This window comes from Mesorhizobium sp. B2-4-6, assembly GCF_006442775.1.
GTDB lineage: Bacteria > Pseudomonadota > Alphaproteobacteria > Rhizobiales > Rhizobiaceae > Mesorhizobium.
Genome location: NZ_VFVI01000008.1, coordinates 134,657 through 154,712, shown reverse-complemented (window position 1 = coordinate 154,712; position 20,056 = coordinate 134,657). Strand labels below are relative to the sequence as shown.

General features: G+C 63.9%; 24 protein-coding genes. 13 read left to right on the top strand and 11 right to left on the bottom strand.

The features are described from left to right. Nucleotides 1–24 precede the first annotated feature (24 nt). Entirely contained in the window at nt 25–555 is a 531-nt protein-coding gene (gene def, locus FJ957_RS20470; RefSeq protein WP_140834547.1) for a peptide deformylase, read from the top strand. Nucleotides 556–559: 4 nt separating this feature from the next. On the opposite strand, the gene FJ957_RS20465 is transcribed toward def, so the two are convergent. Continuing rightward, on the bottom strand, nt 560–817 hold the full coding sequence (locus FJ957_RS20465; RefSeq protein WP_140834535.1) for a hypothetical protein: 258 nt from the start codon (nt 815–817) through the stop codon (nt 560–562). A gap of 155 nt (nt 818–972) precedes the next feature. Here FJ957_RS20465 and FJ957_RS20460 point away from each other — a divergent pair, with 155 nt between their 5' ends. The 5 genes from FJ957_RS20460 to truA are packed head-to-tail and all read left to right on the top strand — an operon-like array spanning nt 973 to nt 3,972. Continuing rightward, nucleotides 973–1,260 (top strand): plasmid stabilization protein, encoded by a 288-nt coding sequence (locus FJ957_RS20460; protein ID WP_181180643.1) that lies wholly within the window; start codon nt 973–975, stop codon nt 1,258–1,260. After that, nucleotides 1,257–1,682, top strand: a complete 426-nt coding sequence (locus FJ957_RS20455) for a type II toxin-antitoxin system VapC family toxin (protein WP_140834530.1) — start codon at nt 1,257–1,259, stop codon at nt 1,680–1,682. The genes FJ957_RS20460 and FJ957_RS20455 overlap by 4 nt, the downstream gene beginning before the upstream one ends. Before the next feature lie 36 nt (nt 1,683–1,718). Continuing rightward, nucleotides 1,719–2,654: a methionyl-tRNA formyltransferase gene (fmt, locus tag FJ957_RS20450; protein ID WP_140834528.1), complete on the top strand. Its 936-nt coding sequence runs from the start codon at nt 1,719–1,721 to the stop codon at nt 2,652–2,654. Next, nucleotides 2,651–3,157: an N-acetyltransferase gene (locus FJ957_RS20445; RefSeq protein WP_140834525.1), complete on the top strand. Its 507-nt coding sequence runs from the start codon at nt 2,651–2,653 to the stop codon at nt 3,155–3,157. Before fmt ends, FJ957_RS20445 begins: the two co-directional genes overlap by 4 nt. A gap of 23 nt (nt 3,158–3,180) precedes the next feature. Next, nucleotides 3,181–3,972 (top strand): tRNA pseudouridine(38-40) synthase TruA, encoded by a 792-nt coding sequence (gene truA, locus FJ957_RS20440; protein ID WP_140834523.1) that lies wholly within the window; start codon nt 3,181–3,183, stop codon nt 3,970–3,972. On the opposite strand, the gene FJ957_RS20435 is transcribed toward truA, so the two are convergent. Beyond that, on the bottom strand, nt 3,969–4,574 hold the full coding sequence (locus FJ957_RS20435; RefSeq protein WP_140834814.1) for a transporter: 606 nt from the start codon (nt 4,572–4,574) through the stop codon (nt 3,969–3,971). The genes truA and FJ957_RS20435 overlap by 4 nt on opposite strands. 2 nt (nt 4,575–4,576) lie before the next feature. Then, on the bottom strand, nt 4,577–5,776 hold the full coding sequence (dapE, locus tag FJ957_RS20430) for a succinyl-diaminopimelate desuccinylase (RefSeq protein ID WP_140834520.1): 1,200 nt from the start codon (nt 5,774–5,776) through the stop codon (nt 4,577–4,579). A 176-nt stretch (nt 5,777–5,952) separates the two neighbouring features. Between dapE and FJ957_RS20425 the strand changes: the two genes are divergently transcribed. Further along, nucleotides 5,953–6,987: a 2-dehydropantoate 2-reductase gene (locus FJ957_RS20425; RefSeq protein WP_140834516.1), complete on the top strand. Its 1,035-nt coding sequence runs from the start codon at nt 5,953–5,955 to the stop codon at nt 6,985–6,987. Here FJ957_RS20425 and FJ957_RS20420 read toward each other — a convergent pair. From FJ957_RS20420 to dapD, 3 genes are read right to left on the bottom strand one after another with little or no spacing between them, the layout of a single operon-like run. Continuing rightward, complete coding sequence (locus FJ957_RS20420; RefSeq protein WP_140834514.1) at nt 6,962–7,663, bottom strand: hypothetical protein; 702 nt, start codon at nt 7,661–7,663, stop codon at nt 6,962–6,964. The genes FJ957_RS20425 and FJ957_RS20420 overlap by 26 nt on opposite strands. 7 nt (nt 7,664–7,670) lie before the next feature. Further along, a complete protein-coding gene (locus tag FJ957_RS20415; protein ID WP_140641942.1) occupies nt 7,671–8,042 on the bottom strand; it encodes a DUF805 domain-containing protein in 372 nt (123 codons plus the stop codon). Between the two features lie 24 nt (nt 8,043–8,066). Next, on the bottom strand, nt 8,067–8,921 hold the full coding sequence (dapD, locus tag FJ957_RS20410; protein WP_140834510.1) for a 2,3,4,5-tetrahydropyridine-2,6-dicarboxylate N-succinyltransferase: 855 nt from the start codon (nt 8,919–8,921) through the stop codon (nt 8,067–8,069). Nucleotides 8,922–9,064: 143 nt separating this feature from the next. On the opposite strand from dapD, the gene FJ957_RS20405 reads away from it, so the two are divergent. After that, nucleotides 9,065–9,904 (top strand): LOG family protein, encoded by an 840-nt coding sequence (locus tag FJ957_RS20405; protein ID WP_140834507.1) that lies wholly within the window; start codon nt 9,065–9,067, stop codon nt 9,902–9,904. Between the two features lie 23 nt (nt 9,905–9,927). Here the strand turns inward: FJ957_RS20405 and FJ957_RS20400 are convergent, their stop codons facing one another. Further along, nucleotides 9,928–10,266, bottom strand: a complete 339-nt coding sequence (locus tag FJ957_RS20400; protein WP_181180642.1) for a response regulator transcription factor — start codon at nt 10,264–10,266, stop codon at nt 9,928–9,930. Between the two features lie 29 nt (nt 10,267–10,295). Then, nucleotides 10,296–11,003: a pyrimidine 5'-nucleotidase gene (locus FJ957_RS20395; RefSeq protein WP_140641931.1), complete on the bottom strand. Its 708-nt coding sequence runs from the start codon at nt 11,001–11,003 to the stop codon at nt 10,296–10,298. A gap of 150 nt (nt 11,004–11,153) precedes the next feature. Here FJ957_RS20395 and FJ957_RS20390 point away from each other — a divergent pair, with 150 nt between their 5' ends. The 3 genes from FJ957_RS20390 (at nt 11,154) to FJ957_RS20385 (ending at nt 13,683) form a co-directional block, all read left to right on the top strand. Next, entirely contained in the window at nt 11,154–11,915 is a 762-nt protein-coding gene (locus tag FJ957_RS20390) for a GGDEF domain-containing protein (RefSeq protein ID WP_140834503.1), read from the top strand. 173 nt (nt 11,916–12,088) lie between these two features. Beyond that, nucleotides 12,089–12,247: a hypothetical protein gene (locus tag FJ957_RS31870; protein WP_181180641.1), complete on the top strand. Its 159-nt coding sequence runs from the start codon at nt 12,089–12,091 to the stop codon at nt 12,245–12,247. Next, nucleotides 12,244–13,683, top strand: coding sequence for a GMC family oxidoreductase (locus FJ957_RS20385; protein WP_140834502.1), 1,440 nt, complete (start codon nt 12,244–12,246; stop codon nt 13,681–13,683). Before FJ957_RS31870 ends, FJ957_RS20385 begins: the two co-directional genes overlap by 4 nt. Nucleotides 13,684–13,728: 45 nt before the next feature. Here the strand turns inward: FJ957_RS20385 and phhA are convergent, their stop codons facing one another. Continuing rightward, nucleotides 13,729–14,565, bottom strand: a complete 837-nt coding sequence (phhA, locus tag FJ957_RS20380) for a phenylalanine 4-monooxygenase (protein ID WP_140834500.1) — start codon at nt 14,563–14,565, stop codon at nt 13,729–13,731. Between the two features lie 135 nt (nt 14,566–14,700). On the opposite strand from phhA, the gene FJ957_RS20375 reads away from it, so the two are divergent. Next, entirely contained in the window at nt 14,701–15,177 is a 477-nt protein-coding gene (locus FJ957_RS20375; RefSeq protein WP_140834498.1) for an Lrp/AsnC family transcriptional regulator, read from the top strand. 290 nt (nt 15,178–15,467) lie between these two features. Continuing rightward, nucleotides 15,468–17,036 carry a magnesium-protoporphyrin IX monomethyl ester anaerobic oxidative cyclase gene (gene bchE, locus FJ957_RS20370; protein ID WP_140834496.1) on the top strand — a complete coding sequence of 523 codons (1,569 nt, stop codon included), beginning with the start codon at nt 15,468–15,470 and terminating at the stop codon, nt 17,034–17,036. Between the two features lie 43 nt (nt 17,037–17,079). Here the strand turns inward: bchE and argB are convergent, their stop codons facing one another. Both argB and FJ957_RS20360 read right to left on the bottom strand, forming a co-directional pair. After that, complete coding sequence (gene argB / locus FJ957_RS20365; protein WP_140834494.1) at nt 17,080–17,973, bottom strand: acetylglutamate kinase; 894 nt, start codon at nt 17,971–17,973, stop codon at nt 17,080–17,082. A gap of 452 nt (nt 17,974–18,425) precedes the next feature. Beyond that, nucleotides 18,426–19,940, bottom strand: coding sequence for an amidase (locus FJ957_RS20360; protein ID WP_140834492.1), 1,515 nt, complete (start codon nt 19,938–19,940; stop codon nt 18,426–18,428). Nucleotides 19,941–20,056 lie beyond the last annotated feature (116 nt).

The following is a 20,056-nucleotide window of genomic DNA, read 5'->3' as shown; positions in this document are numbered from 1 at the left end:
GAGCGAGGTCTTAGGTGAGACGCCATGTCGATCAAGCCTCTCATCATCCTTCCCGATCCTGTCCTGCGCCAGGTTTCCGAGCCGGTCGAGCGCGTCGATGCCGATTTGCGCAGGCTGGCCGACGACATGCTCGACACCATGTATGACGCGCCGGGCATCGGCCTTGCGGCGATCCAGGTCGGCGAGCCGCGGCGGCTACTGGTCATCGACCTCGCCAAGGAAGGCGAGCCGCCGGAGCCGCATGTTTTCATCAATCCGGAAGTGCTCGAAAGTTCCGACCAGCGTTCCGTCTATGAGGAAGGCTGCCTGTCGATCCCAGACTATTATGCCGAGGTCGAGCGCCCGGCCTCGGTGCGGGTGAAGTACCTCGACCGCGACGGCAAGTTGCAGGAGATGCAGGCGGAAGGCCTGATGGCCACCTGCCTGCAGCACGAGATCGACCATCTCAACGGCGTGCTGTTCATCGACCACATCTCGAAGCTGAAGCGCGACATGGTGGTGAGGAAGTTCAAGAAGCTCGCCAAGGACAAGGTGCCGGGCAAGATGGTGGGGTAGGCTATCATTCAATCAGTCCACGCAGGATCCAGTCTTTCCCCAATTCGATGGCTTTGGAGCCTAATTCCAGCGCAAGCGCGCGAGATTCGGGCGAGAATATTAGAACTGTGGCCAAGGCCCCTGCAAATAGCGGCGTGAAATAGATACGGAGCGCTCGCTCACTCCGTTTGGATAGTTCGCCTTGTGTGAATTCCTCCTCACTCGATTCAAACTCGGCGATTGGAGGACGACGTGTCCCAAATGGTTTTTGACGAGTCTTCATATGAATGGCTCCGAGGAAGCAGGCGGCTCGAATCATATGAGGAAGTTATTCGAACTTAGTTAACGATTAGTCTTCGGTGCTGCACAAACCCCTTACTGGGCTTGGTTGAGTAAGGCTCCTCGTTGTGATATCGTGATATCAAATTGGAGGTTGGCGTGAGCGATCTACTAATTAGAAATGTTCCCGAGCCCCTGAAACGCGAGATCGAGCAGGCCGCCCGAAAGGTTGGTCAGAGCCTATCGGGCAAAGCCATCGATCTTCTGTGGAAAGGTATGATTGCAGAACAGGAGACAAGGTTAGAACCTAATCTCTCAGCATGGGACAGTATTCGCTCTGCATTTGCAAATGAAAGCGCTATTGACAACGAGTTTGCTGAGATAATGGCTGATATCGAAGCTGCCAGGAAACGAGATTTTGGTCGATTGATTGAGGGCTTCGATTGATAGTTCTCGATACTAACGTCATTTCCGAAGCGAGCCGGACGACACCCAACTCGAACGTGATCGAATGGTTTGGCAGGCAGGATCTGCTCAATCTTTATCTGTGTGGTCCTGTCGTCATGGAACAATCTTTCGGCGCCGAAAGATTTCTTAACAAGACCGGTTCTGATCGTCACATTCGTGCCCTTGAACATCTGATCTCGAAACAGTTTTCGGGGCGCATCGTCGAGTTTGCAGGCGCGATCCCACGGCTTGCCGGCAGGCTCCGGGCAACTAGGGAAAGGGTCGGTCGGCCAATCAGTCTTTCGGACGCCATGATTGCCGCTATCTGTCTGGCGCATGACGCCACGCTGGCAACGCGCAATGTTCGCGACTTTGATGGGCTCGACCTGAAACTCGTAAACCCGTTTGAAGCGGTCTCCTGAGCGCACCATCGGGCACAACCAGATATTGGAAGAAAAATGCCGCTTCGCGTCATCTTCATGGGCACGCCGGATTTTTCCGTGCCGACCTTGCGCGCCATCGCCGAGGCCGGCCACCAGATCGCGGCCGTCTACACGCAGCCGCCGCGCGCCGCCGGCCGGCGCGGGCTGGAATTGACGCCCTCGCCGGTGCAGCGCGAGGCCGAGCGGCTAGGGCTCGAAATGCGCACGCCGACATCGCTGAAAGGCGAGGCCGAGCAGCAGGCCTTCGCCGCCTTGCGGGCCGATCTCGCGGTCGTCGTCGCCTACGGATTGCTGTTGCCGAAAGCCGTTTTGGGCGCGCCGAGGCTGGGTTGTCTGAACGGCCACGCCTCGCTTTTGCCACGCTGGCGTGGTGCGGCTCCCATCCAGCGCGCGATCATGGCCGGCGATGCGGAGACCGGCATGATGATCATGCGCATGGAAGAAGGTTTGGACACCGGGCCGGTGGCAATGGTTGAAAAAGTGGCCATCGCACCCAATATGACGGCCGGCGAATTGCACGACCTCCTGATGGTTCAGGGCGCTTCGCTGATGGTTGAGGCGCTCGCCCAGTTGGGGATAAATTGTCTGACATTTACCCAACAGGCGACGGCAGGGGTGACCTACGCCCGAAAGATCGATAAATCGGAGACGCGCGTAGACTGGACGCGGCCTTCTGGCGAAGTCCACGATCACATTCGCGGCCTCTCGCCCCTTCCGGGCGCGTGGTGCGAGGTCGAAATTGGCGGCCGCATGGAGCGGCTGAAACTGCTTCGCTCGACGCTCTCGGAAGGCGTCGGCGAGTCGGGAGGAATTCTCGATGACCGGCTAACGGTCGCCTGCGGGACAGGCGCGGTCCGCCTGGTCGAAGTTCAACGGGCGGGCGGAAGGCCTGCCGCCGCGCAGGAGTTTTTGCGCGGAGCCAAGATCGAAAAAGGAACGAAACTCACATGAGCATGATGTCGATACGCGCGGCGACGCCGCGGGATCGCGAGGCGATCCGCCTCGTCGAAGAGCATGCCTTTGGCCAGCAGGCGGAAGCCGGCCTGGTCGATGCCCTTGTCACCGGCGGCGATGCCGTCGTCGAGTTGGTTGCCGAGGAAGACGGCCAGGTCGTCGGCCATATTCTTTTCTCGCGGCTTTTCGTGCAGAACGGCGCCAAGCAGTTCGCCGCTGTCGCGCTGGCGCCGCTGGCGGTCGAGCCTTCTTTCCACGGCACTGGCATCGGCGGCGCGCTGATCCGCGAGGCGCATGTCCGCCTCAAGGAAGCCGGCGAGACGCTGGCCGTGGTTCTGGGCGATCCGGTCTATTACGGCCGCTTCGGCTACAGCCATGCCCGCGCCGCAGGATTCGAGAGCGAATACCAGGGCGAGGCGCTGCAGGCGCTGGCCTGGGGCGACGCGCCCGAGACCGGCAAGCTGGTCTACGCTTCAGCCTTCACCGCTTTAGCCGCCTAGGTCAAGGCGAAAGCACAGCTGGCATGCCGCGTTTTCGGCTCGATATCGAATATGACGGCAGCCAGTTCGCCGGCTGGCAGCATCAGGCCGACCAGCCCTCGGTGCAGCAAGCGATCGAGCAGGCGATCGAAAAGTTCTGCGGCGAGGCCGTGAGAATACGTGCCGCCGGCCGCACCGATGCCGGCGTGCACGCCACTGCCCAGGTGGCGCATGTCGACCTGGCCAAAGCGTGGTCGGGCGACAAGGTGCGCGATGCGGTGAACGCCCATCTGCAGGCGGCCGGCGCGCGCGTCGCCATCCTGAAAGCGGCCGTCGTCGCCGATGGTTTCGACGCGCGCTTTTCGGCCACCGGCCGGCACTATCTCTATCGCATACTTAATCGCCGGGCGCCGGCGGCGCTGGAAAAGGGCAAGGTCTGGTGGGTGCCGAAGTGCCTCGACGCCGAGGCCATGCATGAGGCTGCCAAGGTGCTCCTCGGTCGGCACGACTTCACCACCTTCCGCTCCACCCAGTGCCAGGCCGAAAGCCCGGTCCGCACGCTTGCACAGCTGGATGTCAGCCGCGTTGGCGATCTGATCGAGGTACGAACCTCGGCGCGCTCCTTCCTGCACAACCAGGTGCGTTCGATGGTCGGCTCCTTGCGGCGCGTCGGCGACGGCTCTTGGGGCGCCGCCGATCTCAAGGCGGCGCTCGAAGCGCGCGACCGCGCCGCCTGCGGCCAGGTTGCTCCGCCCGATGGCTTGTTTCTCGTCGGGGTGGACTATGCGACGGCAACCCAAGAGCCAAACGCCGCAGCCGAGGATACGGTGACCTAACCGGTCGTGCCGTCCGGTATGTCGATGCCGAGCAGTGCCTGCAAGCCGAACAGGACGAGCAGCGAGGTGATGAACATGCCGACAAAGACGGCTGTGCCCACGGCGGCGCCCTTGCCGATCGATGCATTGGTCATGCGCCAGGTCAGCACCATCGAGAGCGCGAACAGGAACAGCGACACGAGGCTGTTGACGTCGCTGGTCGAAGGCAGGAAGAGCCTGAGCAGCGCCGAGGGCAGCATCAGCCAGGCGATGATCGCCGACGTCCAGTTGGAAGCGACGACATAGTGGACGAAGCGGCCGCCGATGCCGGCGCGCGGCGCGACCAGCGCAAGCGCCACCAGCGGCAGCACCCAGGAGCCGAGATCGACGGTCGCCAGCCGTATCAGCATGCCGAGGCGTCCGGCGAAGGCGTCCGGATCGCCGATCTCATTGGCTATCCCGACCCAGCCGACGATCAGCGCCGGCGCCGCCACGACAATGGCGAAGAAGGAATTCCAGAAACCGTCGGCCGAAAGGTCGAGCAGGCGCAGGCCGTCGGCCTTGCCGAACATCAGCCGCCAGGCGCCGGCCAGCGAAGCATAGGTTTCGTCCGCCGAAAGCATGGTCACGAAAGGCCTTGTCCGAACCAGTCCTCGATGAAGCGTTCGTAGATTTGCGTCAGCGTCTCGAGGTCGGCAAGCGCTACGCGCTCGTCCACCATATGCATGGTCTTGCCGACCAGGCCGAACTCGACCACCGGGCAATAATCCTTGATGAAGCGCGCGTCCGACGTACCGCCGGAGGTGGAGAGCGCCGGCGTCTTGCCGACCACCGCCTTGACCGAGCTGCCCAGCGTATCGATCAGCTTTTCGTCACGCGTGAGGAAGACATGGCTCGGCCGATCGCGCCAGACAAGCTCGTACTCGATCGGCGCCTTCTTGCCCGGCCGGTATTTCTTGCGGCCCGCCGCCTGGTCGAGCCGGTTGTGGATCTCGGCCTGGACCGTCTCTGCATCCCAGCTGTCGTTGAAGCGGATGTTGAAAATGGCCGTCGCCTTGGCCGGAATGACGTTGGTCGCCGGATTGCCGACATCGATCGATGTCACTTCGAGGTTGGTCGGCTGGAAATCCTTGGTTCCCTTGTCGAACACCGGATGGAGCAGGGCGTCGACCAGGCTGATGAGCCCGCGCACCGGGTTGTCGGCAAGCTGCGGATAGGCGGCATGGCCCTGGCGTCCGTTGACGGTCACGCTGCCCGACAGCGAACCGCGCCGGCCGATCTTGATCATGTCGCCGAGCGCATCCGGATTGGTCGGTTCGCCGACGATCGAGGCATCCCACTTCTCGCCCTTGGCCGCCGCCCAGCCGAGCAGCTTCGTCGTGCCGTTGATGGCCGGTCCTTCCTCGTCGCCGGTGATCAGCAGCGACACCGAGCCCTTCGGCCCGCCATTCTTCGCGACATGGCGCGCCACCGCCGCGATGAAGCAGGCAATGCCGCCCTTCATGTCGACGGCGCCGCGGCCATACATCTCGCCATTGGCGATTTCGGCGGCGAAGGGCGGATGCGTCCAGGCCGCCTCGTCACCCACCGGAACGACATCGGTATGGCCGGCAAACATCAGATGCGGGCCGTTGCCCGAGCGCCGCGCATAGAGGTTTTCGATGTCCGGCGTGCCGTCCTCCGAGAAGACCGGTCGCTCGACCGAGAAGCCGAGCGGCCTCAGCATATCCTCCAGCGCGGCAAGCGCCCCGCCTCCGGCGGGCGTCACGGAAGGGCAACGGATCAGGGCGGCAAGATTCGCGGCGGGATCGGTCGGCAATGTCATGGGCAAAGCGATAGTCGAAAGCGTTTGTCGTGTCACGATGGCAGATCATCGCCGGTCATGCCGCCGACAATATGGTTTTCGTGGCGTATTAATGCATGTCGCCCGGAAGTGTGGGCAGCGGTTCCGGGAAAACGACATGCATAATAGCAAGTGGCGGGCCAAGCGAGGACGAATGCATGGCCAGTGAAACAAGCACCATCGCGATAGCCGGCGCCGGCAGCATCGGCTGCTATGTCGGCGGCTGCCTCGCGCTCGCCGGACGCAAGACCGTCTTCCTGGGCCGCGGCCGTGTCGTCGAGGCCATGCGCGAAAGCGGGCTGCGCGTCAGCGATCTTGACGGCCGCGACCGCCGCGTCGAGGCGCAAGCGATCTCGGCCACGGACGATCCGGCGGCAGCACTCCCCGACGCGGACGTCATCCTGGTGACGGTGAAGAGCGGCGCAACCGCAGAGATGGCCGGGCTGATCGCCGCCCATGGGCGCCCGGATGCCGTGGTGGTCAGCCTGCAGAACGGCGTCGACAATGCGGATAGGTTGCGCGCCGCGCTCCCTGGACGGCGGGTGCTGACCGGCATGGTCATGTTCAACGTCGTCCAGTCGCCCGACGGCGAGGCGCCGTTGCGTGCGCATCGCGCCAGCCAGGGCGAGGTGATGATCGACGATGGCGCCGATGGCCTTGCCGATCTGCTCGACGTCGACGGGCTTGCCGTCGAAGCGCGCGCCGACATGAAGGCGGTGCAGTGGGGCAAATTGCTGATGAACCTCAACAATGCCCTGGTGGCGCTCTCCGACCTGCCGCTGGCGAAGCAACTGGCCGACCGAAGCTGGCGCGTCATCCTCGCCGCCGAGATCGACGAGGCGCTCGCCGCGATGAGGGCGGCGGGCATAGCGCCGGCGCGCATCACCGGCCTGCCGCCGGCGTTGCTGCCGAAAGTGCTGCGGTTGCCCGACTGGCTGTTCGGGCTTCTGGCGCGCCGCATGCTGGCGATCGACCCTCAGGCGCGCTCGTCGATGTGGGACGACCTTAAACGCGGCCGCCCGACCGAGATCGACGAATTGCAGGGCGCGGTCATTCGCCTGGCCAGGCGAACGGGCGCCCCGACACCGGTCAACGAACGCGTCACTGCGCTGGTGCGTCAGGCGGAAGCGGCAAAGCGCGGTCCGCCTGGTCTTAGGCCGGAAGTGGTCAGCGGCGGTCCTCGATCAGCGTGATCTTCTGCCAGATCTTGCGCGACAGGTTGGAGGACAGGTTCTCGATGTCGTTGACCGCATTGACGACGACATCGTCGTTGACCGACTGCGCGAACAGCGCCGCGATCTTGCCGGTGATCGACAGCATCTCCGAGCAATAGTCGAGATAGCGGGCAAGGTCGGCGGGGTCGGTGATGCGAGCGGGCGAGTGCGAGGTCGGCTTGAAGTCGGGCGACAGCGTCGCCGGATCCTTGGTCAACTGATGCATGTCGATGACATGGATGAGCGAGCGCAGTCCGTGCAGTTGCCGGAACACTTTCTTGCGCTTGATTCGCTCCTCGGTGCGGATCAGCGCCAGTAAGCCGAGCACCGCCAGAATCACGGTGTTGATCGTCGCCTCGATGCCCTGCATCGACTGCACGGCATCGTCGGCGCCCGAAATGCGGTCGAGCGGCAGGATGGTGCCGACGAACAGGAACATCGCCACGCCGGCGATGAAGGCCGCGACGATGACGCCGCGCAGCCACCAGATCGGCGCTTCCAGCTCCTTGGCGGCCTTGGCGAGGTCCCGCGACAGCGACACCAGTTCGGCGGCGACGGCGCGCAGGCCCCTTTCCGGGAAACGCTCGGCGACACGCTCCTCCAGCCTTTGGGCGGTCTCGATGATCCGCGTCGGATCGAGCTTGCGGTAGCGCATGGCGCCCTCAGCTATCGCCCGGCGCGTTGGTGCGCCTGCCGTAGCGGTTCGGTCCGGGATCGCTGCGGAAACAGGCGAGGATGATGAGCAGGATAGGACCGATGATCAGCGAGATCAGCGCAAAATAGGTCGGCTTGCCGAAATCATGGAAGCGCTTCGCCGTCACCGCGAACGTGGCCCAGGCCGAGATCAGCAGTACGCCCCAGCATATCATCGCCCAGTTCTGGCTGGCGCTCGTGTTCAGCTCCACCCGCGCGAACTGGTAGAACGGGAAAAACTGGACAAGCACCAGCAAAATCCCGGCCAGCGCATAGGCAACCGGGCTCAGCCGCCCCGAAAGGCTGAAGAACAGCCAGAGGAATTGCGATCTTTCAGACACTGGCGTCCGCTCCGTCGTGGAGGATCAATCGCGCAGCAATTCGTTGATCGAGGTCTTGGAACGGGTCTTGGCGTCGACTCGCTTGACGATGACGGCGCAGTAGAGGCTCGGGCCCGGCTCGCCATTGGGCAGCGGCTTGCTCGGCAGCGATCCTGCCACCACCACCGAATTCGGCGGCACTTCGCCATAGAAAACCTCGCCGGTGGCGCGGTCGACGATCTTGGTCGACTGGCCGATGAACACGCCCATGCCAAGCACCGAGCCTTCGCGCACGATGCAGCCTTCGACCACTTCGGAGCGCGCGCCGATGAAGCAATTGTCCTCGATGATGGTCGGGCCGGCCTGCATCGGCTCCAGCACGCCGCCGATGCCGACGCCGCCCGAAAGATGCACGTTCTTGCCGATCTGGGCGCAGGAGCCGACAGAGGCCCAGGTGTCGACCATCGTGCCCGAATCGACATAGGCCCCGACATTGACGAAGGACGGCATCAGCACGGCGCCCGGCGCGACATAGGCCGAGCGGCGCACGACCGACGACGGCACGGCGCGGAAGCCGGCTCTCTCGAAGTCGACGGCGCTCCAGCCGTCGAACTTGGACGGCACCTTGTCCCACCACACGGCCTGACCGGGACCGCCCTTGATGATCTCCATCGGGTTCAGCCGGAAGGAGAGCAGCACCGCCTTCTTCAGCCACTGGTTGACCTGCCACTTGCCGTCGTCCCGCCGCTCGGCGACGCGGGCGACGCCGCGATCGAGCAGGTCGAGCGCCGCCTGGATGGCGTCGCGCGTCTCGCCGCGCGTCGCGGTCGAAATCGTGTCGCGCTCCTCGAAGGCCTTTTCGATGGTCTTTTCGAGGCTCGCCAGATCGGGCTTCGACATGATTTCGCTCCATTACCAAGCTGTTAAGGGCTGCGCCTTAACCTGTTTAAAAGTCGCGCGGACCCTATGTTAAGGCTCAATGGGGGTCAATCGCGCCAGCGTCACGGGACGGCGCAAGTAAGGGAATTGGACGGGTGGATTCGATGACTCCCATGGAAAAGGCGGGATGGACGCCGCTGCCGCATTCGGACGAGGACCTGGAACGCTCGAAAGGCGTGCCGGATACCCCGCAGACACGCGCCGAAACCTACCGGCTGGCTTGGAACGATCCCGACTTCATGACCAGGCGCGAATTGCGCGCCGTGCGGCTGCAGCTCGAGCTGCTCAAGCCGGAAATGATCCTGGCCGAACGCGGCATTCGCTCGACCGTCATCCTGTTCGGCGGCGCCCGCCTGCCCGAACCGGGTGGCGAGGCCTGGGCGGCGAAGAACGAGACGCAGAAGAAGAACCTCGAGGCGAACAGCAAATATTACGAGGAAGCGCGCAAATTCGCCCGCCTGTGCTCGCAGCAGTCGGCCATCTCCTATTATCGTGAATATGTCGTGGTGACCGGTGGCGGGCCTGGCGTCATGGAGGCCGGCAACCGCGGCGCCGACGATGTCGGCGCGCCGTCGATCGGCTTGAACATCGTTTTGCCGCACGAACAGGCGCCCAACGCCTATGTCACGCCGGAGCTCTGCTTCAACTTCCACTACTTCGCCATCCGCAAGATGCATTTCGTCATGCGCGCCAAGGCGGTCGCGGTGTTTCCGGGCGGCTTCGGCACGATGGACGAGTTCTTCGAGACGCTGACGCTCATCCAGACGGGACGCATGGAGCGCGTCCCGGTCATCCTGTTCGGCAAGGCGTTCTGGCAAAGGGCGATCGATCTCGATTTCCTCGCCGAGCAGGGCACGATCTCGCCCGGCGATCAGGACATCATCGATTTCGTCGACACGGCCGACGAAGCCTGGGACATCATCCGCCGCTTCTACAAGCTCTGAAAGCGCGGTCCCGGAAGCGAAACCTACCGGTTCGCCTGCACCGGCGGTTCGATCGGCCATCCATTCGAGTGCGCGAAGCGCACGATGGCGGCGCGGGAATGAAGTTCGAGTTTGTCGGTTGCCTTGGTGCGATAGGTTTCGATCGTCTTTATGCCGAGGCTGAGCCGCGACGGGATTTCCTTGTTGCTGTAACCGAGCGCCACCAACTGGATGACCGACCGCTCCCGTTCGCTGAGATTGCCCGGATCGCCCTGCGCGGCGCTCAATATGCGCGCCGCAAGCGCCGCATCGACATAGTTGTCGCCGGCCAACACGCATCGGATGGCCTGCAGCAGGTCCGTCGCGTTTCGGCCAATCTCCAAAGCATGCCGCCTGCCAACGCAAACGTGGTTCAGGCCACGACCTCGACGATCGCGGTCAGGAAGCTGGCGAGATCGTCGGTGACGAAATCGACGTCGTCCTCGTTTGCAGGGTCGCGTTCCCAGATCTCCGAAAAGGTCGGCTCGAAATTGCGCGGCACCACCAGCACGGTCGTCATGCCGAGCGTTTTCGGCACGGCCAGATTGCGCGCCAGGTCCTCGAACATCACCGCATTATGTCCGGTCACCGAGTGCAATTCGGCAAAACGCTCATAGGTCTGGCGCTCCGGCTTGGGATTGAGCCCCGCCGCGACGATGTCGAAGATGGCGTCGAAATGTTCCAGTATGCCGAGCTGCCGCGCGGTGCGTTCGGCATGCCTGCGGTCGCCATTGGTGAAGATGAATTTGCGCCCGGGAAGCTGGCGGATCGCCGCGCCCAGCACCGGATCCGGCACCAGCCGCGAATAGTCGATGTCGTGCACCTTCTCGAGGAAATCGTCGGGATCGATGCCGTGCCGCTTCATCAGCCCGTTCAGCGTCGTGCCGTATTCCAGGTAGAGCTCCTTCTGCAGCTTGCGCGCCTCGTCGCGCGAAAGCGTCAGCAACTCGCCGACATAGGCGGTCATCTTGACGTCGATCTGCGCGAACAGGTTCGAGTGATGCGGATAGAGCGTGTTGTCGAGGTCGAACACCCAGTCCGTGACATGGGCAAAGCGGGCAGGATCGGGTGTCATCGTCATACGCTTCTTATGGCATGCCGGCGCGGAGGTTATCCACAACTTATGCGCGTCACGAAGTGTGAAAATGGCGTCTCACTTCAAATTTTAAAAGTCTCGGAAAGGTCGCCTTCAGCGCTTGCTGGCACAGAGGCTATCCGTTGGGAGCAAGTGATGAGTCGCATATTTTTGAGGGCCGCTGCCGTGGCGTTCGCTTCGGTCGCTGCCTCGCTGTTGTTGACGCTGATTGTGGTTCCGGCAATGGGCTTTCCGATGAGCCGCAGCGTCTGGCTGGCGTCGACGGTTTGCCCGCTCGTGCTCGCCTGGGCCGCCAGCGCCAGCAGCTTCTGGCAGAACGACCGGTTGCAGAACGCCCATCGCGAGCTTGCCCGGGCTCACGCGCAGCTCGCCGCCGCGCACCGGCGTCTGTCGGACAAGGCAAGCCGCGACGACATGACGGGCATGCTCAACCGCGAGACCTTCTTCGCCGTGCTCGACGGGTCGCGGCGCAAGAGCGATCGCGGCGCGCTGCTCATCATCGACGCCGATCACTTCAAGAGGATCAATGACAGTTACGGTCATCTGACGGGAGACGAAGCGCTGCTTCTGATCGCCGGCGCCATCGAACGCGGCATACGCAGCGGCGACGTGCTCGGCCGCATCGGCGGCGAGGAATTCGCCGCTTTCCTGGTCGGCGCCAGCGAACCGGAAGCCAAGCATGTCGCCGAACGCATCCGCCGCGAGGTCGAGCTGATCCGCTTCCGCCCCGACGACGAGCGGACCGTGCCGCTCACGGTCTCGATCGGCGGCATAAGCTGCGGCGAGAGCGCTGCCGTTTCCGATCTGATGCGCGCCGCCGATCGCAGGCTTTACGAGGCGAAGAACCGCGGCCGCAATCTTTCGATCCTCGATCGCGAACTCCCCGAGGCGGCATGAAGCCTCGCCGCGGGGGTCAGGAAAGCCCTAACCATGTCCATGTTCAACCGCGCTGAACTTCCGGGTGTAACCCCGTTTTCACCTAGGTTTGGCATGGAATTGGCCTCCTCGGCGGCGTGCATGCCGTTCAGGAACGGCATGCGTGGATCGAGGCCCCTATCGAGAGACGTGTCATGAGCAGGTTCATAGCAAAAATGTCGCGCCGCGCGATCGTGCAGGCACTGATCGCGCTGCCCGCGCTGTCGCTGTTCGGCAACCAGCCTGCCGTGGCCGACCCCGACGAAATCGTCGAGATCAATGGCTGGATCCTGCGGCGGAGCGATCTCGCATGATCTTCGACAGCTACGAAGCCTACAAGCAGGCCGGCTTCAAACCCAAGGCCTGCATCCTCGGCTCCGGTCCGGCTGGCACCACGATCGCCAGGAAGCTCGGCGCAGCCGGCATCCCGGTCGTCGTCCTGGAGGCGGGTTCGCGCGAATTCAGCGACGAGTCGCAGGACTTCTATCGCGGCAGGACGGTCGGCGATTTCTATTTCGACCTCGACATCACCAGGCTGCGCTTCATGGGCGGTTCATCCAACCACTGGGCCGGCTGGTGCCGCGTGCTCGACAGCCAAGATTTCGAGCCCAAGGCCTGGGCGCCGGACACCGGCTGGCCGATCAGCCGCGCCGACATCGAGCCCTATCTGCCGGAAGTCCACGACATCCTCGAGCTTCCCGACTTCCGCCCCGATGTGCCGGTTTCGGACGACATCCGCTGGGTGCAGTTGATCAAGAGCCCGGCGGTGCGCTTCGGCGAGAAATTCGCCGACGAGCTCGACAAGAGCAAGAACATCGCCGTCGTGCTCAACACCTACGCGACCGAGCTCACCGGCGACGGCAAGCGCGTCACCGGCGCGAAGCTCTGGTCGAACGGGCAGGGCGCCGGCACCTTCGGCGCGGACTATTTCGTCACCTGCACCGGCGGGCTGGAAAACTCGCGGCTGCTGTTATGGTCGAATGAGCGCTCGAACGGCGGCGTGGTGCCGAACGCAACGGCGCTCGGCCGCTACTGGATGGAGCATCCGACCTTCGAGGGCGGCAACGCCATCCTCGCCAACTACTCAGAGTTTGAGGTCGACGGCTCGAACGAGGCCTTCTTCTCGCCGACGCTTGCCGCGATGGAGCGGCTGCGGATCATGAATTTCGGCATCCGCCTGATCGAGTCGCCCTATCCCAATGTCAAGAAGCTGATCGCCGACCTTGCCTGCACCGCGCCCAACATGGCGGAGTGGATGTCGTCCCAGCTCGACCAGAAGCTGCGCTGCGCTGCCCAGCTTTACGTCGCCTGGGAACAGGCGCCGCTCGCCTCGAACCAGATCGAGCTGTCGAAGACCGATGTCGACCACGCCGGCGTGCCGCGCATCGAATTGCATTGGAAGAAGTCGCCGCTCGAGCGCCGCACGCTGCTCGAAGGCCTGAAGCTTTTCGGCACGACCATGGCGCAGAAGAATCTCGGCCGCGTCCGCATCGACGACTGGATCAGCTATGGCGACGATTATCCGACCAACGAGGAAACGGCCGGTCACCACCACATGGGCGGCACCCGCATGGGCACCGATGTCTTGAAAAGCGTCGTCGACGCCAATTGCAAGGTGCACGGCATGGACAACCTCTATGTCGGCGGCTCCTCGGTGTTCTGCACCTCCGGACAGTGCAACCCGACGACGACCATCACCGCGCTCGCCTGCCGCCTGGGCGAGCATCTGGGCAAGGTGATCGTCGTCTGATCTCCCGAAAGACCGGCTTTGCGTGTCGGTTGGGCGAAACCGACCTCAGACCGTGGCCGGGTCGAGCGCCGCCTGACCCTTGAACCGCGTTACGATGCCGGCGAGATCGGCGCTGCCGAAAGCGTCGCGCAGCACGTCGAAGGACGGCAGCACGAAATAGGCGCGCTGGAACTTGTCGATCTCATAGCCGGTGCGCATCACCGTCTCGAGATCGAACGGCACATGGTGGGCGTCCTTGCTCTCGACCGCGAATTGCAGCTCGGTGAAGGACGACATCAGCCCGGCGCCGAAGGCTTTCACCGGCTGACCGGGCTCCTGGATGAGCCCGTATTCGGCGCTGTACCAGTAGAGCCTCGTGATCATCTCGTCGCCGCCCAGCGCAATGACGTCCTCGGCCTTCTCGCCATACATCTGCATGAAATCGGCGAACACCGGCTGGGTCAGGATCGGCACATGGCCGAAGAAATCGTGGAACATGTCCGGCTCGACGATATAGTCGAGCTCTTTTTTCGTCCGCAGCCAGTTGGTGACCGGGAAGCGGCGATTGGCGAGATGATCGAAGAACGGGCCGGCTGGGATCAGGCCGGGCACCGCGACGATCTCCCAGCCTGTCAGCCTAGCGAGCTTTTCGCTGACCTCGTCGAAATCGGGAATCCTATCGAGCAGGCCGAGCGCGGCGACACCATCCAGATAGGAGCGGTGCGCAAGCTTCTGTGTCAACTTCGTCTGGCGGTCGCACAGCGTGCGCCACACCGCCTGTTCCCCGGCTGAATAGTCGTAGCCCTGCGCCACGGTGAAATCGCCGCGGCAGACCGAATAGTCGCCGCGAAGGCCCTGCGCCGCGCATTCGGCGGCGTAATCGGCAACGCTGATCGTCATCATATCCTCCTCGAGATCGTGATCCGCGGATCGTGGGAGGGAGTTTAGGAGCGAACGCCGAGGTAAATCCGCCTTGTTTGTGGCTCGCCGGCTGATTTCGAGGTAAAAGCACTCAGATCAACGTGAGATCGAGAAGTCATGCCTCAATTCGACGATTTCGAGATAAGGATGCTCGATATCCTGCAACGCGACGGCCGCAAGCCGGTCTCGGAGCTGGCGCACGAAATCGGGCTATCGACCACGCCCTGCGCGCGCCGCTTCGAGGCGCTGCAGGAAACCGGCATCATCAAGGGCTTTGCCGCCGTGCTCAGCCGCCGCGCCGTGGGTCTTTCGGTCGAGGTGTTTATCCAGGTGCGGCTGGTCAGCCACAGCGACGGCTCGCCCGAAAGTTTCATCGCCGCCGTGCAGCGCATGGACGAGGTCTCGTCCTGCTGGACGATGACCGGCGACCACGATTTCCTGCTTCATGTCATGGTGCCGTCGGTGGACGATCTGAATTCCTTCGTCATGCACCGGCTGATGCGATTGCCGGGCGTCCGCGACGTCCACACGCAACTGGTGCTGCAGAACATCAAGCGCCCCGGCCACGTGCCGCTCAGCCACCTGCGACGCTGACGCATTTCCAGGAAAACTGCAACGCGGTTTTCCGCCCGGAATTGCGTCCAAGCAAAAAGCAATTCCAGGAAAAGTGTGACGCGGTTTTCCGTCCGGAATTGCGTCCAAGCAAAAAGCAATTCCAGGAAAAGTGTGACGCGTTTAGGCTCGGCGACTTCGCCGTAGCCCTCCGTCCGGAATTGCTTCAAAACAAAACTTCTCCCGAAAAGCTGCGTGGAAACTGCTGAACCGCGCCAAGGCGGCTTCGACATCGCCGACTAGCACAAGCGGACCAACGCAAGAGGTCCGTCATGAACATCGTGCTGATCAATCCGCCGCACACGGCCATCGGCAGCCGCGTGCCCGACGATCATTTGCCGCCGCTCGGGCTGCTGGCGATCGGCGGCCCGCTGATCGATTCCGGCCATCAGGTCCGGCTGGTCGATGCAGAGTTCGGGCCGATGCCGCTCGCCGCGCTGGTCGACGATGCCCTGCGCGACGATCCGGATTTCGTCCTGATCGGCCATTCCGGCTCGACCTCGGCGCATCCGACCGCCTTGCGCATCGCCGAAATGATCAAGGCGCGCGCGCCGGGCGTCATCGTCATCTATGGCGGCGTCTTCCCGACCTATCATTGGCGCGAGATCCTGGCGGCGACGGACGTCTTCGACTTCATCGTACGCGGCGAGGGCGAGGCGACCGCGACGGCCCTGGTCGAGGCCATCGAGATGCGCCAGCCGGTGGCGAGCGTCGCCGGCATCGCCTATCGCGACGACTTCGGCCTTCCCGTCGCGACCCAGGCCGCCATGACGATCGCCGATCTCGACGCCTGGCGCGTCGGCTGGGAGCTGATCGATCATCGACGCTACTCCTATTGGGGAGGCAAGCGGGCGGTGGTCATGCAGTTCTCGCGCGGCTGCCCGCATCTGTGCAACTATTGCGGCCAGCGCGGCTTCTGGACCCGTTGGCGCCACCGCGACCCCGTCAAATTCGCCAGGGAGATCGCCTGGCTCCATCGCGAGCGCGGCGTCGAGCTGATCAACCTCGCGGACGAGAACCCGACCTCCTCCAAGAAGGCCTGGCGCGCCTTTCTCGACGCCATGATCGCCGAGAACGTCCCGGTGCTGATCGTCGGTTCGACCCGCGCCGACGACATCGTGCGCGATGCCGATATCCTGCACCTCTATCGCAGGGCTGGCGTCATCCGTTGGCTGCTGGGCATGGAGAACACCGACGAGGAGACGCTGTCGCTGATCCGCAAGGGCGGCAGCACCAAATCCGACCGCGAGGCGATCCGGCTGCTCAGGCGACATAGCATCCTGTCGATGGCGACCTGGGTCGCCGGCTTCGAGGACGAGACCTTGCGCGATCTCTGGCGCGGCTTCCGCCAGCTCATCGCTTACGATCCCGACCAGATCCAGGCGCTCTATGTCACGCCGCATCGCTGGACACCGTTCTTCCGCATCGCCAGCGACCGCAAGGTGATCCAGAAGGACGTGCGCCTCTGGGACTACAAGCACCAGGTGTTGCACATGACCCGGCTCAAACCCTGGATGCTGTTCTTCGCCGTCAAGCTGATCGAGGTCGCGGTGCAGTCGCGGCCGAAGGCGCTGGCGCGCATCCTCTTCCACCCCGATCCCGAGCAGCGCCATTCGATGCGCTGGTACACGAAGATGGGGCGTCGCGTCTGGTTCCGCGAGGTCTGGGGTTTTCTCGCTCGCGACGGCCGCGTGACCGATGGCCCGACGCTCGCCGAGTTCTGGGGCGAGCCACAGGACGCCGAGGAAGAATCGATGATCGTCAGGCGGCCGGTCCGCAGGCCGGCCTTGCCTGCTATCGAAGTCCGAGCCGAGGCGGGTGAAAAAAGATTAGCCGGCTGATTATGCGAGTTCACCGCTTCACGGAAACGGTGTACTTGTCTTCCTACGGAACGATCAGCGTGCCAGCGCCGTGCTCGGTGAAGAGCTCGAGCAGAACGGAGTGCGGCGTCTTGCCGTTGAGGATGACGACTCCTTCGACGCCGCGCTCGATCGCCTCGATGCAGGTCTCGACCTTCGGGATCATACCGCCGGAAACCGTGCCGTCCTTGATCAGCGCCCTGGCTTCGGCGACGGTCAGCTCGTCGATCAGCTTCTTGTTCTTGTCGAGCACGCCGGGCACGTCGGTGAGGAAGAGCAGGCGCGAGGCGCGGCATGCGCCCGCGATTGCGCCCGCAAACGTGTCGGCATTGATGTTGTAGGTGTGGCCGTCGCGGCCCGGCGCGACCGGCGCGAGCACCGGGATCATTTCGGAGCGCGCCAGAAGATCGAGCAGCGTGCGGTCGACCTCGACCGGTTCGCCGACGAAGCCGAGATCGAGCACCCGCTCGATGTTGGAGTCCGGGTCGACCATGGTCTTGCGCGCCTTTTCGGCGAACACCATGTTGCCGTCCTTGCCGCAGAGCCCGATCGCCCACTCGCCCTCGGCGTTGATCAGCGCCACGATCTCCTTGTTGATCGAGCCTGCCAGCACCATCTCGACGATCTCGACCGTCTTCTGGTCGGTGACGCGCAGGCCGCCCTCGAACTTGGATTCGATGCCCATCTTGCTGAGCATCGCGCCGATCTGCGGCCCGCCGCCATGCACGACGATCGGGTTGACGCCGGATTGTTTCAACAGCGCGATATCGCGGGCGAACGCCTTGCCGAGCTCGGTATCGCCCATGGCGTGGCCGCCATACTTCACCACCACGGTCTTGTTCTCGTAGCGTTGCATATATGGCAGCGCGCGCGAAAGCAGCGCGGCCTGCATTTCGGCGGTGGCGGCGATGTCCGTCATCGATTGGTTCCCGGCTTCTAGGAAAGGACGGCGGCGTCTTAGCGGGAATTGCCGCAGGCCGCAAACGGCTTTGCGGTCACAATGACAAAATCTGCTAGTTCCCCAGCACAGTGATTTTGACGGGCAGGCCGTATTTGTGTTGGTAGGCGGCATGCCTTGGAGATTGGCCGAAACGGCCCAACCTCGTCATCCACGGGCGGAGCAAGGAGCGAAGCGATGCGCGCAGACCCGAGGATCCATTCCGTGACGCATGAGCGCCGCAACGGTGCGGAATTCTGCTCTGCTGCAGTCTACGATCAAGGTCACGGCATGGATTCCAGGGTCTCCGCGACGCCGCTTCGCGGCTGCTCCGCCCTGGAATGACGAGGTCGGAAGGCTTCGGCCAATTCCCAGCGTTTGCGCTGATCTCACCGAAATGACGATGACACTCTTACCGTGATAAGTGGCAGTTTTCAAAATCCCTGCGCAGAACCATCAGGCACCTTGAGCGGCGCCCGCCGCTTCAGCCAACCCGAAAGCTTCTCCATCTGCGCGGCGAAGGACAAAAGCGTCTCCTCGTCGCCGGGCCGGCCGGCCGCCTGGATGCCGAGCGGCAGCCCGTCCGCGGTGACATGCACCGGCAGCGCGATCGACGGCTGGCCGCTGACATTCTGGATCGCCGGCCAGTGGGTGAACCACAGGCTCTTGTCCATCAGCTGGCCGAACAGCGCCTTGACCTTGAGCAGGCGGGTGAGGTGCAATTTGTCGAGCAGGTTCTCGATGAGCTCGTCGGCGCCCTTGGGGTCCATCGAACCGCAGGCCAAAGGCGGATGCGCGATGATCGGCATCAGCACGGCGTCGAAGCGCGCGGTTTCTTCGATCAGCCGGCGCGCCGTGGCGTTGAGCCGCTGCACGCCCTCATAGACTTCGCCGGCGGACAGCATTTCGCCGAGACGTGCGAGAACGCGGGTCGCACGCTCGACCTCGCCGGTCACCGGGCGGCCGACGCGCTGCGCCTCGCCCCGCATCGTGCCGGCAACGGCAGAAGCGACCGTCTTGCAGAAATCGGAAATGAAATCGCGGCCGATGAAAGGCAGGTCGATCTCTTCCACCGTGTGGCCGCCTTCGCGCGCCAGCGCCACCCCGGTGTCGAGCGCCTGGAGCGTCTCAGCCGAGATCGGCAGGCCGAGCGGCGACTTGCGGTAGACGGCGAGGCTTAGCTTGCCCGGGTCGCGCGCCGCGGCGACCGCGAAGAAACCCTGCGGCGCGCGCGCCGCATAAGGCGAGAGCGGATCGGCGCCGTGGGTGAGGTCGAGCAGAAGCGCCGTATCGCGCACCGAGCGGCTGACGGCGTGGTCGACGACCATGCCGTACCAGCTTTCGCTGACGAGCGGCGTCAGGGGCACGCGGCCGCGCGAGGTCTTCAAGCCGACCAGCCCGCTGCAGGCCGAGGGCACGCGGATCGAGCCGCCGCCGTCGGAAGCGTGCGCCGCCGGCACAACGCCCGCGGCGACGAGCGCCGCCGATCCGCCCGATGAGCCACCGGTCGTGTGGCCGGTGTTCCAGGGATTGCGGGTGATGCCGAAGCGGGCCGACTCCGTCATCAGCCTCAGCCCGTGCTCGGGCGAGGTGCTGGTGGCGATCGGGATCAGGCCGGCTGCGAGATAACGCTCGACCATCACCGAGCTGAAATCGGCCGTGAAGGGCGGGATGCGGCTGCCGCCGTGGATCGGCACCCCCTTGAGGCCGATGCCGAGGTCCTTGAGCGCGAACGGCACGCCGGCCAGCGGCAGCGTGCGGTCGACGGTCTTCGCCCGTGCCCGCGCTGCCTCGTAGAGCGGCGTGGCGATGGCGTTGATGTCGGGCCGTGTCGCCTCGGCGCGGGCGATCGCCGCGTCGACCAGCTCGGGCGGCGAGATTTCATTCCTGTGCACGAGGTCGGCGAGACCGGTCGCATCCCGCTCCCAAAGCACGTGTTCAATCGACATCGCCGCCCCTCTTTTGGCGAAGACTATCTCATGAGCCTGCAAATCGGTATCGGGATTCGACAAGCCAATGGCACGACAACCCTGGGGTGGCCAAGCTCGCGGCGCCCGTTGCAAAT